Genomic DNA, 18,651 nt, shown 5'->3' with positions numbered 1-18,651 from the left:
GACTTAATGTAACACTTGATCAACATTATTTGGTGCTTACTTCAGTTTCTTTGCCGGTTCCCAACGTTTTGTTGATGTACAGCTGTTGTAGAATAGAAAGCACGTTGAAAATGAGGTAGTATAAACTCAATCCAGAAGCGAAGTTGTTGAAGATAAACAGCAACATCACTGGGAAGATGTATTGAAGTACCTTCATTTGCTGAGCCATTGGGTTATTAGCACCACTTCCACTCATGCCACCAGTAAGTTTACTCTGTACCACCATCGCTGCCGACATTAACAATACAAAACCACCAATCGCATCTCCTAAGAATGGGATTGAGAAAGGAAGGTTGATAATGTAATCTGGAGCCGAAAGGTCACTTGCCCAAAGAAACTCTTCTTGTCTAAGAAGGATAGAGTTTTGGAAGAATCTCCAAAGTGTAATAAGAATAGGGAACTGAAGAAGGTTTGGTAAACAACCACCAAGTGGGTTCACTTTGTTCTTCTTGTACAGCTTCATGGTTTCTTGCTGCTGCTTCTGTGGATTGTCTTTGTACTTATCCTGAAGCTCTTTGAGTTGAGGCTGAAGCTCTCTCATGGCCGCCATACTCTTATAACTCTTGAAAGTAAGCGGTGATAGAATAAGTTTAACAGTTGCCGCAAAAATGATAATCAGTACACCATAATTGCTGATAAACTGGCTAAAGAAAGTGAAGAATGGAATAACGATGAATCGAACAAAAGGGTCTGAGAAGAATCGTAGCCAGTTATAGCCTACTTCAACCATGTCGTATGCATGCTCATCAACTTCCTTAATGTCATAGTACTTCAAAGGCCCTAGATAAAGCTTGTACGAAAGCACGCCATCAGCTGGGATGTTTGAAGTAACTGCAGAAGTGTAACGGTGTTTTGTAAGTGGCTCGTCCAGTTCGCCGGTCATTTCTCCCGTTAAAATAGCCCCTTCAGTTTGGTGCATCGGTTTGATGAACTGTGTGAAGAACTTAGTACGAGTTGCGGTCCATTGAACATTACCATTAAAAGTGTCTTCGATTCGGCCAGGTTCATCCGCTTTAAATTTCTCTAGTTCATCGCCTAAGTACACATACGCGGCCGTTTCCATGCCCTCTTGCTTCTTGTCTTTCTCAGTAGAGTTAAGAGGTGAATTCCAGCCAAAGTCTACAGCACGGCCTACGATGTAATCACTTACACCAACAAATTTAGCTTTAAAATCAATCTCGTAATTCTCGGCATTGAAGGTGTAGGTGTACACAATCTGGCGACCATCGCCTAACTCAAGCGCATAAGAAAGTTCTTTTGAGTCGCCATTGTTAAGGGTCATTGAAGAACCGCTAGCCAAAGGGGTAAATAGTAGATTTTGAGTATCTACGTTTAAATTTTCTGTAGATAAAAAACCGATGTTATAAGCAGAACGGGTAGTGTCTCTTATCATTTGTACGGGCTGGCCGTCCCATGCATTGTATTCTTTTAGGTATAAAGAAGTTGGGCCGGCACCACGGTTGCTAAATACAATAGAATAAAGTGGAGTCTCTACAATAAACTCAGATTGCTCGGTAGTGGCTGAGTTAGCAAAAATACCTGAAGTAGGTACGTTTACTCTAGCATTGTCTTCTGATTCGCGTAGCGTAGGTTGGTTAGATTCGGGAGAGTCCGCAATGGTGTCCTGAGCTTGTTGTGTAGCCTCAATTTGGGCTAGGCTATCTTGAGCGGCGCGTTCGCGAAGTTGTGCAGCTCGTTCTTCTTCTGAAGGCATAGTTACAAAGAACCATCCGATCATGAGTAAAAAAATTAGGCCAAGTCCAGTTGCTGTATTTTTATCCAAAAGTCTGAGATTTATATCATTTGTTAATTGAAAGCAGTCGAGTACGTAGTTCTTCCAATAGTGTTGCCACTTGTTGGTGTACTTCTTGCGATGAGAGATCAGCTTTGCGAGCGATGAGAGCGGCATGAACACCGAGGTTCATGTCGTTAACCGTATCGATAAGTGAATGCTTGTTTAAGCGGAAGGCTTCCCTAAGCACCCGTTTAGTCCGATTGCGTTGCACCGCAGTGCCAATCTTTTTAGGTGCTATAAAGCCAATCTTAAAACCCATATTTGGGGAAGAATACGTGGTAAAGCGAAGATTCACCAAGGGTGAGTGGATGAGCGATGCTTCAGAAAATAATTTCTGGAAGTTTCGCCTACCGCGTAAAATTTGAGATTTAGGTAAACTATACCTACGAGGCGAAGCAACGGTTATGTTACTTTGCTCCTTTTTGCTCATCACTTACAGTAAGCTTGTGGCGGCCTTTTGCACGGCGGCCTGCAATCACTTTACGTCCGTTCTTTGTAGACATACGCTCACGGAATCCGTGCTTGTTCTTGCGCTTTCTATTACTAGGTTGAAATGTACGTTTCATTAGATCAGGATGTTTTTTGCGTTCAATTCGTATCCGAAAAAGGCCTCAAATATAAGGATTAAATCATAAAAGTCTGAACATTATTTACTATTTATTTCTCTAAGTACGGATCTGTACAAGAATGAGCACCCATACATTCCAATACCATCACTTTGTTCCATTGGTAATATCAATTAGATGCATAAGTAATGACGAAGCCAAATATCGAACCTTTAGGGGTTAAGACTCATTTATATAAGTGAATTTGATAACAAAGAAAGAAAAGAAAGGACTCCCATGAGTAACGAGAAGCTGACAACTTACATGAATGAACTACTAGCTTATAACAAGCACTTTTTAACTGTAGTGCGATCGCAAAAGACTGACAGCAAAGTTCAGAACACGAAAGCAATCGAGTTAATGCATCATATTGATATGGCAATTACTACTCAGATTGCAGCCATGGAGAAGTTTGATGACCTCATCGGTGAATCCAATATGGATGCTATCAAGAACACAGCTGCGAAAGTAGCGGGTAAGGTTGCAGGTGGTATTGATTCGATGCGTGAGGATCCCGTATCTAAAATGCTTCGCGATGATTACGCCGCATTAAGTATGCAAGCCAGTGGTTATACCATGTTGTATACTGTAGCAACGGCATTGGATAGAGATGACTTGGCTGAATTCAGTAAGAGTAGTCTAGAGAAAACGGCACAACTCATTACCGAAACAAGTCAAACCTTACCATATGTAGTGGCTTCTGAATTTATGGAAGACGAAAGCGATGCCTTGAAGGTAGCTGAAAAAGCACTAGAGGAAACTCAAGAAGCATGGAAGCCAGAGAATATGTTTGAAGAAGCCTAAACTATATAGGCACTAGCAGAAAGCTCAACCTTTACGGGTTGGGCTTTTTTATTTTAAGAGCATTAAATCTTCAGTAGGAATGAGAATTGTTAGCGATCAGGAACAATTCCACAATATTGGTATAATTATTGCGATATTTAAGGCTCAGTACCTACCTTAGGTGCGATGATTTTTTATTACAAAATAATGGCATAAGAAAAGAATATGATTGATAAGATCGGAAAGGTTATCACGAAAATTTTCGGTTCTAAGAGCGAAAAAGACATTAAGGCTATTCAGCCGATTGTGGATAAAATCAATGCTCTTGGCCCTGAAATGGAGAAGTTGAGTGACGACCAGCTCAAGGCAAAGACTCAAGAATTTAGAAAGAAAATAGAAGACGCAACGGCCAATACTTCAAAAGAGATTGAAGAAGTAAAAGCCAAGATGGAAGATCTTGATAACCTATCTCAAGGGGAAAGTAGAGCACTTGCTGAAGAGCTAGATCGACTAGAGCAGCAGTGGTTGGATGAACTTGAAGAAACCCTCGATGACATATTGCCTGAAGCCTATGCAGTATTAAAAGATACCTGCCGTCGTTTTGTCGGTAAGAGTTGGAAGGTTGCTGGTGATGAGATCGAATGGAACATGATTCCATATGATGTTCAGCTAGTTGGTGCTATTACTCTTCACAAAGGGATGATTGGTGAAATGAAAACGGGTGAGGGTAAAACACTCACCTCTATATTCCCAGCATACCTAAATGCACTTGCAGGTCGTGGTGTTCACGTGATTACCGTAAACAACTATCTTGCAAAACGTGATGCCGAATGGAATGAGCCGATCTTTAATTTTCATGGCTTAGAAGTAGCTTGTATCGACAACTACGATCCAAACTCTGAAGGCCGCCGCAAAGCCTATCGTGCCGATATCACTTACGGAACCAACAACGAATTCGGCTTCGATTACCTTCGCGACAACATGGTAATTGAGAAGAACCAATTGGTACAAAGAGGGCACCACTATACCATTATTGATGAGGTGGATTCTATCTTAATTGATGAGGCTCGTACCCCATTAATTATATCAGGCCCAGTTCCTAACGATAATAAATCGGGTAAATACCAAGAGATGAAGCCTAGAATGGCTGCTCTTGTTGAAGCCCAAAAAAAGTTAGTAGCGCAGTTAGTGCAAGAAGCACAACAACACTTAGATGAAGGCAATGAGGAAGCGGCAGGACTAGCATTATTTAGAGCTCAGCGTGGTTTCCCGAAAAATACGCGTTTCCGCAAAATGCTTCAGGATGCTCACATCCAAAAGCTAATTCAAAAAACGGAAGCATTTTACTTGCAAGACAATGCCAAGAAAATGCCTGAGGCGGATGAGTACTTATTCTATGCCGTAGACATGAAAATGAATTCAATTGAAATGACTGAAAAAGGTCGTGAGTTCATTACACAAAAAGGGGAAGATCCGGACTTTTTCGTAATTCCTGATTTAGGTACCGAAACCTCCATTATTGAGCAGGAAATAGAAGCGCTTGAAAAGGAAAAGATTGAAGAGGTTAAGCAACAAGATCTTAGTGAAGAATATCAAGAGCGTAAGATTGAAGAAGTTAAAAAAGAAGTTCACCTAGAGCGTGAACAACGATTTAATGAATTACACCGCTTATTTGCAGAGCGTGGAGACCGTATTCATACGGTTAACCAGTTACTAAAAGCATATACCTTATTCCAAAAAGAAGAAGAGTATATCGTTCAAGACGGTAAAGTACAGATCGTAGATGAGCATACGGGGCGTGTGCTTTCTGGTCGTCGTTATTCTGATGGTTTACATCAAGCCATTGAAGCGAAAGAAGAGGTGAAGATTGAAGCTTCTACACAGACTTACGCGACTATTACTCTGCAGAACTATTTCAGAATGTACCATAAGCTTTCGGGTATGACGGGTACAGCTGAGACGGAAGAAGGGGAATTCAATGAGATTTACGATTTAGATGTAGTAGTGATCCCTACTAACCGTCCAATTCAACGCGACGATAAGGAAGATCTCATCTTTAAGACGAAGCGTGAGAAATTCAACGCAGCCATTGATAAAATCCGTGAATACCATGAAAAAGGTCAGCCTGTATTGGTGGGTACTACAAGTGTAGATGTTTCAGAAACCATGAGCCGTATGCTGAAACGTGCAGGTATCCCTCATAATGTATTAAACGCAAAGCAGCATGCTCGTGAGAGTGAGATTGTAAAGCAAGCCGGTCAACCTGGTGCCGTAACAGTAGCAACGAATATGGCGGGTCGTGGTACCGATATTAAACTTGCTCCTGGTGTGAAAGAAAAAGGTGGATTGGCGATTTTAGGTACCGAGCGCCATGAATCACGCCGTATCGACCTTCAGTTGAGAGGTCGTTCTGGTCGTCAAGGGGATCCAGGTGAGTCACAGTTTTATGTGTCTCTTGAGGATAATTTAATGGCCATGTTCGGATCTGACCGAGTAGCTAGTGTGATGGATCGCCTCAAGTTTGAAGAAGGTGAAGTGATTACACACCCATGGATGACAAAATCATTAGAAAGAGCTCAATCAAAAGTAGAGCAGAATAATTTTGGTATTAGAAAGCGTCAGCTTGAATATGATGACGTTCTGAATAACCAAAGAAATGTAATTTATGCACGTAGACTTCATGCACTCTCAGGCGATCAACTATTGTCTGATATCATGGATATGCTTGAAGACTTTGTGGAAGGTTTAGTAAATGAGCATGTAGCAGCAGGAGACTATATTGGTCTTCACCAAGAAATCTTGCGCAATCTTGCAGTTGATGTATCCTTCGATGAAGACGAATGGAAATCTAAAAATGAGTATGAACTCATTGATATGATTATTGAGCGTGCACTTGAAGTGTACCGCCGTAAAGAAGAACGTATGGCGAAGCCTCTGTATGAGGTAATGAAACGCATTGCGGAATCTGAAACAGACAAGAAACCAGAGCGTGTTCAAGTAATCTTTACGGATGGCATCAAGCGAATGCGCGTGGTTGTGGATGTGGATGCAGCCTTAGAAAATGAAGGCCGCGAAGTAGCCCGAGCCCTTGAACGTACAGCGGTTCTTGCAACTATCGATGATAAGTGGATGCAACATTTACGTGAATTGGATTCAGTGAAAGAAGGTATTGGCTTAAGAGCGTTTGGACAGAAAGATCCACTGCTTGAATATAAGCGTGAAGCTTTTGATATGTTTAAGCAGTTACTGGATATGATTAACAGAGAAGTTGTTTCAACCATCTGGAAATCTATTCCTGAAGCCCAAGCAAATAGTGATGGCATTGAGCAAGCGCAGAAGCAAAAGTCGAAATTCGATACGAGCCGTATGCAAGCTAGCCAAGCAGATGCTACAAATATGGGACTTCAAGGTGGAGCAGGCCAACCGCAACAGGAAGGTCAACAACGCCCAATGGGCCCAAATACAAAGCGTAAGCCCGTTGTTGTAGCTGATGAGCCCGGACGAAATGATAAAGTGACTATTCAGAATATGAATACTGGAGAAGTCAAAGAAATCAAATGGAAGTACGGTAAGGATATGGTCGAAAATAAAGGTTGGGTTATTGTAGAGAAGTAAGCCCATGTATTTTTGATGAAATGAACTTAAAATGCCGATTACGAACAGTTTTCGGCATTTTTTGTAGGGTGTGGTAATTTCACAACCAAGAAATTCAAAATTGAATTATGGCAAGCGATGCGTATGTTTTACGCGGAATAAACAAATGAGGTAAGCGTGGAAGTATTAGGAATAGACATTGGAAGCTTTGGTATAAAGGGCGCCATCGTTAATACGGTGATGGGTGAGATTATATCTAAAAAGAAGAGCACCGAAAAAATTGAAGACACCCGCCCGCACAAGCTCATTTCCCAAATGCATCAAATAGTTAAAATGTTTGATTGGAAAGGCCCTATTGGATGTGCCTTCCCCGCACCAACAAATAGAGGGGTAATTATATCAGCCACAAGAATAGACGAGTCGTGGGTGGATGCAGATGCCGATCATTTGTTTTCCGAAATCACAGGCTGCAAAGTAAATGTGATTAACGATACCGACGCAACAGGCTTAGCCGAAATGACTTTTGGAGCAGGTAAAAACCAAAGAGGGACTACCATTGTACTTACAGTTGGTACAGGGATTGGATCGTCAATTTTCTCAAATGGTATACTACTTCCGAATACCGAGTTAGGCCATATGGAGTTTAAAGGCGCTTTAATTGAAGATCATGCTTCAAATCGCGTTCGGAAAGAAGAAGGTATTCGACGAAAGAAGTGGGCAAAACGACTAGAATCGACCTTAGAATACTACGAGCGTGTATTCCACCCCAGTATGATTATCATGGGCGGACAAGTGAGTAAAAAGCCTGAAAAGACTTTTCCATTCATAAAGATTCACACCAAGCTAAAGCCAGCAGCATTGAAAAATGACGCTAGTATTGTTGGGGCAGCTTATTACGCCGCTATGCAACAAAAACTACAAGCGAAAGAAATCTAATTGCTTGAATAAAGAGCTATTCGGTTTCCTTCAGAATCGATAAAGACGCCCATATAACCATGTTCAGGAGATATCTGTCTTTTTGGGATGGTTACTTTACCCCCGGCCGATTCAATGCGGTCTTCAACAACTTGTAAATTTGGCTCGGCATTTAAATAGATTAATGGACCGTGAGTATGACTGGGTTGATACCACTCTTCATTATAGACCAAAGAGCCCGAAACGGCATCTTGATCACCAGGGAACAATTCCATTTTGAAATTCTCGTCTATATCCATCGAGTTCAGCTGTATTTCAAAAATGGTTTCGTAAAAACGCTTGGCTCTGTCCATATTCTTTACAGGAATTTCGAACCAACTCATCGCATGCTTTGAATTTTTCATAATGTACCTTCTATATGATTGGATACACCATGGTAATTCACGGGGGCTGATAAGTCAAGCATGTGTTTTAACCTGCCTTTTAACAAAAATTCATTTTGGAGAGAAACCAATCTATTGCATCAAATGGATGCGGTATTGGATGAAACCAAATTACAGATAAGGTATCACTCGGTTTAGCACTGGGTTTCGGTGATTGTCCTTCCAAACTGCAGAAAGAGTAGTGCGTTGCTTAATGTGCTTTAAATCAATGAATTTGATATTCAGGTTAAACCCATGTTTTAGAGAACTAGGGATGATGGCTAAGCCCAAACCATTTTCAACTAAGCGGAAGATAGTATTAGCATGAACCGACTCGTGGGTTACTTTTGGAGTAAATCCCTCGTCTTCGAAAATGCTCATGATCTTATCATAGTACCCATGACTATACTTGCTAGAAAAGAGAATGAAATGATCCTCTTTGAATTGCTGAACCGATTTGAAAGTGGCTTCATCGATGGGGTGATTTTTGGGCAAAACGATACAGAATGTCTCAGTGAGTACATCGTGTTTCTTTAAGCCATCTGGAACGCGCATACTTCGGATGAACCCTAAGTCTAGTTGATCATCTCTAAGTTTGTCTATCTGCTCTTGATTAGGTAACTCTGTTAATACTGTATGAATACCCGGCGCTTCTTTATTAATGGAAGTCAGTAGATCAGGAATTACATTCTGCATGGCGGATCCGACAAATCCAATTCGTAACTCCCCAATATCGCCCCTATTTAAATGCTGAACATTCTTAGTTACAAAGTCGATGTGATTGAGAATGAACTTTGCTTCCTCATAAAAATACTCGCCTGCTTTTGTAAGACTTACATTTCGTTTATCTCGAATCAATAGTTCGGTATTCAGATACTTCTCTAATTGAAGGATCTGACGACTAAGTGCAGGTTGAGTGATAAAGAGTTTTTCAGCTGCTTTATGAAAATGTAATTCTTCGGCAACAGTGAGAAAATATCTTAGATGGCGATGTTCTATTTGATTACTCATAGTTATTAATATATACATATAAAGTATTACAGAACATCATTAAATGAGCCTATTTTAAATCTAAAAGTAGGACAAAGTATGTTTAAACTGGGATTAGATAACCTTTCTATACAAAATCTGATAGATATTGTAGAAGGGGATTTAAAAATTGGGTTGGATGCATCAACTCGAAAACGAGTTAAAGAAAGTGCAGCTCATGTTGCCGAGATAGTAGGCAGTGGAGAGGTAGTGTATGGTGTAAATACAGGCTTTGGGCCGCTGTGCAATACCATCATTTCTAAAGAGAATACAGCCAAACTACAAGACAACTTACTTAGAAGTCATAGTGTGGGGGTAGGCAAAGCCATAGACGTAAAGATTGCCAAAACGATGCTGGTTCTAAAAGCTCATAACTTGAGTATTGGATATTCGGGAATACGAGAAGAGACTTTAGATAGGATATTATTTTTCATTGAAAACGACATCATTCCTGAAGTACCTGAACAAGGATCGGTAGGAGCATCCGGAGATTTAGCACCACTAGCGCATCTATTTTTGCCATTAATTGGGTTAGGAAAGGTTCACTACGAAGGCGAATGGCATCCGACATCAAAAGTGTTAAAGAAATTTGGGAAGGCTCCTATAGTATTAGGTGCAAAGGAAGGCTTGGCTCTTATAAATGGGACGCAGTTTATAGCAGCCCATGCCGCATGGGGGGTGTATAATTTGCATCACTGTTTACATACAGCTGATATAATTGGGGCAATGAGCCTTGAAGGAGTGCTAGGTAGTGTGAGTCCTTTCGATGCTCGTTTGCATGAAATAAGACCTTTTGAAGGATCACAGTATGTGGCCTACAGATTAAGACAGCTTTTAAAAGAATCGGAGATGGTTGCCTCTCATTCCGATTGCGGGCGAGTTCAAGACCCCTATTCTATTCGATGTATGCCACAGGTGCACGGTAGCAGTAGAAATGCGTGGCTTCATGTGAAGAGAATGGTTGATATTGAAATCAATTCTGTAACAGACAATCCCATCATTTTATCAAAAGATGAAGCCATAAGTGGGGGGAATTTTCATGGACAACCATTGGCTTTACCCTGCGATTATTTAACGCTAGCGGCGCATGAATTGGGAAATATATCGGACCGCAGGTCTTATTTATTACTGGAGGGCAAACATCCTGGATTACCCAAACTGTTGATGAGTGATATCGGGTTGAATTCAGGGTTTATGATTCCCCAGTATACCTCAGCAGCTTTAGTGAGCGAGAACAAGGCTCTTTGCTTCCCAGCATCTGCAGATAGCATCCCTACTTCATTAGGTCAAGAAGATCATGTGAGTATGGGCTCCATTAGTGCAAGAAAATTGAATCAGGTAATTGATAATGTGGAGAAAATACTAGCGGTAGAATTAGTAAGTGCAGCCCAGGCATTTGACTTCCGTCGACCTATGAAATCAGGTCCGCTTTTAGAAGAATGTCATCATCTAATTAGAACACATATCGATCATGCAGATGAAGATCGAGTATTTGCAGATGATATTGAGAAAGCATACCAGCTAATCAAAAATCACTGTATAAGCCTGAAGGCGGAAGAAGTAGCAAAAAGTAAAAATATTGACCTAAATGGAGAATTTGATGAACACTTCAGACTTTCTTAAAACATATGTAAAGCATCCCGAATATAAATCGCCGACTGGGGCAGATTTGAATGCTAAAAGCTGGCAGACGGAAGCTCCAATTAGAATGCTACTTAATAACCTAGATGCTGAAGTTGCCGAGGCTCCTGAAGATTTAATTGTTTATGGAGGGAATGGGCAAGCAGCGAGATCTAAAAAGGATTTAGAAAAGATCATCGAGGTTCTATTAACACTGGATGAAGATCATAGTTTATTGGTGCAATCAGGTAAACCCGTTGGTGTGGTAAGGTCACATCCAGAGGCACCCCGGGTACTAATAGCGAATTCAAATCTTGTTCCTGAATGGGCTACTTGGGAGCACTTCAATGAGCTAAAAGAACGAGGGTTGATGATGTACGGTCAAATGACCGCCGGCTCTTGGATTTATATTGGAACACAAGGAATTTTACAAGGAACGTATGAGACTTTTGTAGCATGTGGGCAACAGCACTACAATGCAGATTTGAGAGGTCGATTATTAGTTACGGGTGGTCTTGGGGGCATGGGTGGAGCTCAACCACTAGCCGCAACCATGGCAGGGGCTACTTTCCTTGGCGTTGATGTAGATGAAGATAGAATCAAAAAAAGGATTCAGACTCGCTATATCGATAAGATGACTCATTCATATGAAGAAGCCATTAAGTGGGTAACCGAAGCCAAAGCAAACAAAGAGAATATATCGGTTGGCTTAGTTGGTGATATCGGAGATGTGTTAGAGCGACTGATTGAAGACGGGATTACACCGGATATTTTAACAGATCAAACATCTGCACACGATCCGATCAATGGATATGTACCTCATGGCATGAGTTTAGAAGATGCCAAGAAGCTTCGAAAGAGTAATCCACAGGATTATGAAAAAAAGTCGATTGCAAGTATGGCTCGCCATGTAAAGCATATGCTCACCCTTAAAGATCGTGGTGCCATTACCTTTGATTACGGAAATAACTTAAGAGCTTATGCCAAGAAAGGTGGAGTTGAAAATGCGTTTGACTTCCCTGGTTTCGTTCCTGCGTATATCAGGCCTCTTTTTTGTGAAGGTAAAGGGCCCTTTAGATGGGCGGCATTGTCAGGTGACCCCGAAGACATTTATGTAACCGATCAAGCCCTAAAAGAAGCATTTCCTGACAATAAACCGTTGATTAATTGGCTCGACCAAGCGAGAGAAAAGGTGGCATTCCAAGGGTTACCATGTAGAATTTGCTGGTTGGGAATGGGTGAACGTGAAAAAGCGGGAAAAATCTTCAACGACCTTGTAAGAACGGGTAAAGTTAAGGCTCCAATAGTAATAGGTCGAGATCATCTAGATTGTGGATCAGTGGCATCACCCAATAGAGAAACAGAAGCGATGAAAGATGGAAGTGATGCAGTAAGCGACTGGCCCTTACTCAATTTGATGTCGAATGCCTCGGGTGGGGCCACTTGGGTTAGCTTCCACCACGGTGGTGGTGTAGGCATGGGATATAGCCAACATGCAGGAATGGTAGTATTAGCAGATGGAACGGATAGAGCTGAGCGCTGTATCAAACGAGTACTATACAATGATCCGGCTATGGGCATCTTCAGGCATCATGATGCTGGCTATGAAGATGCAACCAAAGTTGGGAAATCAAATAACATGATATTATGAGTACCAAAACCACCCTATACGGCCCATTTAATGAATTGCTCACCTTAGAGGGCATTGATTTGCACGGCTCAATCTCAGACGAAGATTTAGTTGTTGAAAAAGGATGGGGGGTATTAGTTAAAGAAGGCTTGGTGCATAAAACGGGTTCATATGAGCAGTTATTTAAAGAACACCCTGATGCACATCTAGAACTAAATGGGGAGAATAAACTGGTTGCTATGCCTGCCTTTATCGACAGCCATACACACATCTGTTATGGGGGGAATAGAGCTAAAGACTACGCCCAACGGGTGAGTGGTAAGAGTTATCTAGAGATTGCAGCGGCAGGTGGAGGAATAATGGACACCGTTCGTGAAACACGTAAAGCCACAGAAGAAGAACTGGTTCAAAGCATACTTGCTAAGGTAGAAGAGCATAAAAATAGAGGCATTGCTACTATTGAGGTAAAATCTGGCTATGGCCTCAACGTAGACGATGAGCTAAAAATGCTAAGGGCCATCAAGAAAGCAAATGCGCTAACATGCATTGATTTAATCCCCACTTTCTTAGGCGCTCATTTGAAACCATCGGATTATGAAGGAGACAATGCTTCTTACCTAAAATATTTAATGGAAGAAGTGGTACCGGTTATTCAAGAGGAAGACTTAGCCCAAAGGGCAGATATTTTTGTTGAAGAAGGCGCCTTCACTATTGAAGAAGCAAGGCATTATGCAAAACAACTGAAGGTGAAAGGCTTTGATATGACCATGCATGTGGATCAATTTCACAATGGAGGAGCTGAGTTAGCAGTAGACGAAGGATGTGTATCTGCTGATCACCTTGAATGTACTACTTCTCAGAGTGCTTCTATATTTGATGGTTCCGAAACAGTTGCTGTAGCATTGCCTGGAGCTTCATTAGGCTTAGGGATGCAATATACACCAGCTCGGTCTATTCTGGACCAAAATGGATGCTTAGCCATTGCTTCCGATTGGAATCCGGGTTCAGCACCAATGGGAGATTTAGTTACACAAGCAGCTATTATGGGTGCGGCTGAAAAACTAAGCATTGCAGAAACGCTGGCCGCTATTACATTTCGTGCAGCACGTGCACTACGAATTCCAGAAGGGAGGCTAACTGTTGATCACCCAGCAAAATTAGTGGTGTTTGATACCGACGATTATAGGAACATATTGTACAAGCAAGGTCAATTAAGGCCGAGCTACTTAATTGTAAGAGAGGAATGTTATGAGTTACCTGCAGCAATTGTATAAAGAACCTAAATCAGAGTTATGGACCGGTAGAATTGATTCACTGGAAGATGAGGCTCAATTCAGAGTGCATCAGGTGGTGAAAACGGCCTCATTAAATTCTTTCAGCCAACAGAATAAGAAAGTGGTTTTGGGCTTTGTGTGTGATATCGGTGTGAAGAGAAATGGCGGCAGGGCTGGAGCGGCATTAGGAGCTAATTATCTACGATCTTCTATAGGCTCCATGTGTTGGCATGGCAGTGAAGAAGGTTTCTACGATGTTGGAAATATCAAGCCGGAACAGACAAAGTTGGAAGAAGGACAGGAAGCTTTAGGAGAGGCTATCTACTCGCTGTTGCAGACATCAAACACTCCTATTGTTATAGGGGGTGGGCATGAAACAGCATTCGGACATTATCTAGGAATCTCGAAGCATCTACAAAATCATCATAAAGGAGCAAAGCTAGGTATTCTAAATATCGATGCGCACTTCGATTTGCGTCCTTATGGTGTGCGAACTCATTCAGGATCTCCTTTTCTACAAGCATTGGATCATGCTAAAGCACAGGATATGCCTCTAGAATATTTCGTTTATGGTATTAACCGAGATAATAATACAGATGCCCTTTTTAAAACGGCACAAGATTATAAAGTGGGGCATGTAACCAATCGTGAAATAAAGCATTCGCTAAAAGACAGTCTTGAACCCATTAAGCAGTTTATTCAAGAGCAAGATTTTATATATCTCACAATATGCCTAGATGTGTTTGATGCATCCATCGCTCCAGGTGTTAGTGCTCCTGCGTGGGATGGTATCTCATTACTTCCTGCCCTAGAAGTCATTGACTTGGTGAAGAACTCGGGTAAGCTTCTAAGTGCCGATATTTGTGAATTGAATCCTTTATTCGACGAACAGCTACGAACCGTAAGAACGGCTGGTACATTATTTGGTGAGTTGATCCGGTAGGTTTTCCTCTAGGGTCTCAACGGGTACTTTAAGCTCTGGAACACGAGGAAATACTTCTTCTTTTTTCTTTTTCGAAGAACGAAGTGCTACTATGTTGCCCACCAATATGAGTATAGCCCCACTCATGCTAATCAACGACCATTGATAGTTTTCTAGGAAGGTTGAAATAGTTAATGCAATCACGGGTGCTATAAGAGATACATAAGCAGCTTTAGATGCGCCAATGTTTCCGATCAAGGTCATATACGCCCCAAAGGCAACGATCGAGCCAAGTATAGCTAAATACAAAAGAGAGAGCGTGTAACTTAATGAGGGGTTGTAGCTAATTTCCTTTCCCATAAGTAGTGCCAGTACAAACATAGCTATAGCACCATAAACCATTCCATAGGCATTAGACGGTATTACTGGTATGCCCGCTTTTTGATTACGAGCAGATGTGATGTTTCCGAGTGATGCAATGTAGGTTCCGCCAACCGCTAAAGCTAACCCAAGTACTTTGCCGTCGCTAAAGGCGAATTGCATCAGGTCTTCCCAGAACACGAAACCCGTGCCTATTAACCCTAAAAAACCACCTAATATCACCTTTAACTCAAACGGTGTTTTTAGAAAAATGCGCCCATTGATAATGTTTAGGAACACTAATAAAGAGAATATAAGCCCAACTAATCCACTAGTTAAATACAGTTCAGATTGATAAATCAACCAGTAGTTAAAGCCAAAAATGAGCACACCTTGTAAGAGAATAAACAGGTGTTCAGATTTTGAGAAACGAAGTTTAACTCCCCAAGCCTTACAAATAATTAACATGAGTACACCCGCAATCCCAAAGCGGTATGCCACAGACAGCATAGGGTCTACATCGCCTACTTGAAATTTGATTACATACCAAGTAGAACCCCAGATTAAAACAGGTGTAATGAAGAGGAGTAAATTTTTCATCGTGCAATGATACGCCTACCAAAGTTGAGATGGAATAGAGAAGAAAATTTTATCCCACACATGCTACACAACGAGTGGTATAGGGCATATACTCAAGTCGCCCAAAGGGGATGTTGTTGCCACAACGCGTACAAACACCAAAATCTTTTTTAGGTAGGTTCTCAAGAGCTCTTTCTAACTTTTTGAGCTGATTCTTTTTGTCACGTAATGAGGCTTCATTAATGGTTTTATTGTTGATAGCGTCCATTCTAGATATTCGACCAATGGAGGCATCAAGTGGGATAGGCTTCGTAAGCTCCTCAAGTTCAGCAATAAGCTGCTTTGTTTGGCTCATTTTTTCATGAACCAGTTCTTCCAATTGCTGTTTTTGTTTTGAAGTCATAATTCAGTTTTATGCATTAAACTCTACGTTTGGCAACAGTAAGGTTAGTGTTCATATGGCAATAATCTAAATCAATTTCAGTGAGTTTACTATGCCTCAAAATTTTTCGGGTAAACAATTAATAATATTCTCAGGTCTATTTGTTTTAATGGGGCTGCTAATGCTTTTAGTTGGAATGTCCATTATTGAAGCACCTGAAGAAAGCATTAATGCACCTTTATGGGTTATTCGCCTATGTGGATTTATTTTTATAAGCGCTGGAATCATGATTTATTTGGGTGAAAAAAATCCATACAACCACATCTTTGCAGCCATAATTGTTTTTGGAATGGCAGCCATTGGGCTTTGGGTTTCAATCTTTGGTGATGCGAAAGACTTTTCTGGAGGACTTCCTTTACTAGGTGATGAAACGAATGTGCTGCTAGCAAGGTTAATTTTCGGAAGTATGGCAATTATGTGCATAGCCATCGGAATTTATGCACTAAAGAAGCTATTTAAGAAGTCATATAAAAATGACAGAGATTGAGCTTAAAAAATAAAAAGCTCGATTCATTTGAAATTGTAACAACATTGTCGATAACATAGCAATACACGCACTTCATTAAGTGGAAAGTAATAGGTAGGAGAAGGCAAGGTCAGCTAAAAATACAGATAGAAAAAATTTGGGTAGCTAGTTGAGCAACTAATAATAATGAACTTATTAAATACATTTCGGACTCTGTCGGCTGCCAAAATAGCTCTAATTTATTTGGTGATAGCTGTTTTATGGATACTCTTCACGGATAGAATCCTCGCTCATTTTGTAATAGATACTGCGCTATTAACCACTATTCAGACATTAAAAGGTTGGTTGTATGTAGGCATTACTAGTGTAGGCTTGTACGCCCTTATTCAAATATGGTACCAATCATTCAAGCATGATAAAGTTCGATACTTGGAAATGCAGCGACTTGCAATAATTGGTGATTGGGAATACAATCTTGCTACCGACAGTGTAAAGTGGTCTCCAACAATGTTTGAGATCTTTGAGCGAGATGCAAAAGATGGTCCTCCGCCCTACCAAATTTTGATGAAACGCTATTTCCAGCAAAGCGATGAAAGCCTAGAAGAAATTGTTAAGTCGGTAATTGCTACAAATATTTCTTACAAGGAAGATCTGCAGTTAACTACAGAGCAGGGCAATGTTAAATATGTGCGTGCACTTATTAGCACTATAAAGGATAAATCAGATCAAGTGAAAGGTGTATATGGCATCATTCACGACATTACTGATTCAACAGAGCATGAGCTAGAACTGCAAAAGCGTAATAACTTTATTGAACAAACTTTGAATAACTTGCCAATAGGTGTTGCTGTAAATACAATTGATGACGGGCAAGTGTATTTAATGAATGAGCAGTTTTCGGAAATTTATGGATGGCCTAAAGAAACTCTAAAAGATGTAGATAGTTTTTTTGATGTTGTATATCCTAGCGAGGAATATAGAAGGGAAATAAAACGAAAAGTGCTCACTGATATGGCTTCTGGTGAAGTTGAAAGAATGAACTGGCAGCGCATACCGATTGTAACACAAGATGGCGAGCAAAAATATGTAGATAATAAAGCCATTCCCGTACGCGACCAGAACTTGATGATTTCAACAGTGATGGACGTTACCAAAAATGTTGAGGATGAAAGTAGATGGGAAAACCTAGTTCAAAATGACCCCGATCTCATTCTGATCATACAAGATCTCGAAATTAAGTTTCTAAACAATGCAGGCGCTCGGATGTATGGAGCTCCGCCAGAATACTTTATTGGGAAGTCATTGTTTGAAATCATTAAGGTAGAGAAAGAAACAATCGCCCGTGAGCGAATCGCAAAAGTTATCAAGGGCGAACAGGTAGACCCAATTATTCATAAAATTTTAGGCCCTGACGGTAAATACCGATTTCTTCAAATAAAATCGGTGCCTGTTAAGTATCAAGGAAAGAACGCGGTTCAGATCGTAGGTACTGATTTAACCAAGCAAATTAATGCACAGTCTAAATTGGAGGAATCCCTTCAAGAGAAAGAGGTGCTTCTTCAAGAAATACATCACCGTGTTAAAAATAACCTAGCGGTAGTTTCAGGCTTTTTGCAGTTACAACAGTTTAGTTCTTCCAACTCGGAATTGGATCAAGTGTTAACGGAGAGTATAACTAGGATCAAATCTATCGCTCTGATTCATGAGAAATTATATATGGCAGAGTCTTTAAGTGATATTGACTTTAAAGAGTATATCGAGGATTTGATTAGCGGATTAGAAGATGGGCAAATAATAGCGAAGAATGTGAGTGTACATTTAAATATCGAGCCATTAACAATTAATGTTAATCAGGCGGTGCCTTGTGCACTAATTTTAAATGAATTGATTGTGAACTCCGTTAAGCATGCCTTTGATGAGAATGGGGGTAAAATTCAACTGAATACATTCCAAAAAGAAAACAAAGTGTTTGTTGAGGTAAGTGATAACGGCAAAGGCTTACCCGCTAATTTCTTAACTACAAACGACGGTTCAATGGGGAGTGTAATTATCCAAACATTGATATCTCAACTAGACGCTACCATTGAAGTAAGCAACGATGATGGAGCCATGATTCAATTCAGTTTTGAGAAAAGTAATATCAAAGGGATTAGCAGCACCCTAGGCTCGAAGTAGA

At 40.7% G+C, this 18,651-nt stretch carries 16 protein-coding genes; 9 read left to right on the top strand and 7 right to left on the bottom strand.

What is annotated here, in order from left to right; all coding sequences use genetic code 11:
- Positions 1-25: 25 nt before the first annotated feature.
- From yidC to rpmH, 3 genes are read right to left on the bottom strand one after another with little or no spacing between them, the layout of a single operon-like run.
- Complete coding sequence (yidC, locus tag B155_RS0106620; protein ID WP_018127468.1) at positions 26-1,822, bottom strand: membrane protein insertase YidC; 1,797 nt, start codon at positions 1,820-1,822, stop codon at positions 26-28.
- Positions 1,823-1,838: 16 nt separating this feature from the next.
- Entirely contained in the window at positions 1,839-2,264 is a 426-nt protein-coding gene (locus B155_RS13735; RefSeq protein WP_071594797.1) for a ribonuclease P protein component, read from the bottom strand.
- Positions 2,242-2,400 carry a 50S ribosomal protein L34 gene (rpmH, locus tag B155_RS0106610; RefSeq protein ID WP_018127466.1) on the bottom strand — a complete coding sequence of 53 codons (159 nt, stop codon included), beginning with the start codon at positions 2,398-2,400 and terminating at the stop codon, positions 2,242-2,244. The genes B155_RS13735 and rpmH overlap by 23 nt, the downstream gene beginning before the upstream one ends.
- 276 nt (positions 2,401-2,676) lie before the next feature.
- On the opposite strand from rpmH, the gene B155_RS0106605 reads away from it, so the two are divergent.
- From B155_RS0106605 to ppgK, 3 genes are all read left to right on the top strand, one after another.
- Positions 2,677-3,243: a hypothetical protein gene (locus B155_RS0106605; protein WP_018127465.1), complete on the top strand. Its 567-nt coding sequence runs from the start codon at positions 2,677-2,679 to the stop codon at positions 3,241-3,243.
- Positions 3,244-3,459: 216 nt separating this feature from the next.
- Positions 3,460-6,837, top strand: coding sequence for a preprotein translocase subunit SecA (gene secA, locus B155_RS0106600; RefSeq protein ID WP_026167240.1), 3,378 nt, complete (start codon positions 3,460-3,462; stop codon positions 6,835-6,837).
- Between the two features lie 156 nt (positions 6,838-6,993).
- Positions 6,994-7,752, top strand: coding sequence for a polyphosphate--glucose phosphotransferase (gene ppgK, locus B155_RS0106595; protein WP_018127463.1), 759 nt, complete (start codon positions 6,994-6,996; stop codon positions 7,750-7,752).
- Here the strand turns inward: ppgK and B155_RS0106590 are convergent.
- A complete protein-coding gene (locus B155_RS0106590) occupies positions 7,749-8,135 on the bottom strand; it encodes a VOC family protein (protein WP_018127462.1) in 387 nt (128 codons plus the stop codon). The two genes, ppgK and B155_RS0106590, sit on opposite strands and share 4 nt — an antisense overlap.
- A gap of 150 nt (positions 8,136-8,285) precedes the next feature.
- A complete protein-coding gene (locus tag B155_RS0106585) occupies positions 8,286-9,164 on the bottom strand; it encodes a LysR family transcriptional regulator (protein ID WP_018127461.1) in 879 nt (292 codons plus the stop codon).
- A gap of 78 nt (positions 9,165-9,242) precedes the next feature.
- Between B155_RS0106585 and hutH the strand changes: the two genes are divergently transcribed.
- Genes hutH through hutG form a run of 4 tightly spaced genes read left to right on the top strand, consistent with a single transcriptional unit; the run spans position 9,243 to position 14,649 of the window.
- Complete coding sequence (gene hutH / locus B155_RS0106580; protein WP_018127460.1) at positions 9,243-10,805, top strand: histidine ammonia-lyase; 1,563 nt, start codon at positions 9,243-9,245, stop codon at positions 10,803-10,805.
- Positions 10,783-12,453 (top strand): urocanate hydratase, encoded by a 1,671-nt coding sequence (gene hutU / locus B155_RS0106575; protein WP_040368269.1) that lies wholly within the window; start codon positions 10,783-10,785, stop codon positions 12,451-12,453. The genes hutH and hutU overlap by 23 nt, the downstream gene beginning before the upstream one ends.
- Complete coding sequence (hutI, locus tag B155_RS0106570) at positions 12,450-13,706, top strand: imidazolonepropionase (protein WP_018127458.1); 1,257 nt, start codon at positions 12,450-12,452, stop codon at positions 13,704-13,706. The genes hutU and hutI overlap by 4 nt, the downstream gene beginning before the upstream one ends.
- The gene (gene hutG / locus B155_RS13075; protein WP_018127457.1) at positions 13,681-14,649 is read left to right on the top strand and encodes a formimidoylglutamase; all 969 of its coding nucleotides are present in this window, start codon (positions 13,681-13,683) and stop codon (positions 14,647-14,649) included. Before hutI ends, hutG begins: the two co-directional genes overlap by 26 nt.
- Here the strand turns inward: hutG and B155_RS13070 are convergent.
- Both B155_RS13070 and B155_RS0106555 read right to left on the bottom strand, forming a co-directional pair.
- A complete protein-coding gene (locus B155_RS13070; RefSeq protein WP_018127456.1) occupies positions 14,626-15,588 on the bottom strand; it encodes a DMT family transporter in 963 nt (320 codons plus the stop codon). The genes hutG and B155_RS13070 overlap by 24 nt on opposite strands.
- Before the next feature lie 49 nt (positions 15,589-15,637).
- Positions 15,638-15,970, bottom strand: a complete 333-nt coding sequence (locus B155_RS0106555) for a TraR/DksA family transcriptional regulator (protein WP_018127455.1) — start codon at positions 15,968-15,970, stop codon at positions 15,638-15,640.
- 91 nt (positions 15,971-16,061) lie between these two features.
- Here B155_RS0106555 and B155_RS0106550 point away from each other — a divergent pair, with 91 nt between their 5' ends.
- Together B155_RS0106550 and B155_RS0106545 are read left to right on the top strand one after the other, a co-directional pair.
- Positions 16,062-16,496, top strand: a complete 435-nt coding sequence (locus tag B155_RS0106550; protein WP_026167239.1) for a hypothetical protein — start codon at positions 16,062-16,064, stop codon at positions 16,494-16,496.
- 165 nt (positions 16,497-16,661) lie between these two features.
- Entirely contained in the window at positions 16,662-18,650 is a 1,989-nt protein-coding gene (locus B155_RS0106545) for a PAS domain-containing sensor histidine kinase (RefSeq protein ID WP_018127453.1), read from the top strand.
- Position 18,651 lies beyond the last annotated feature (1 nt).

The organism is Balneola vulgaris DSM 17893, from assembly GCF_000375465.1.
Lineage (GTDB): Bacteria > Bacteroidota > Rhodothermia > Balneolales > Balneolaceae > Balneola > Balneola vulgaris.
This window is presented reverse-complemented; position numbering and strand designations above follow the sequence as displayed.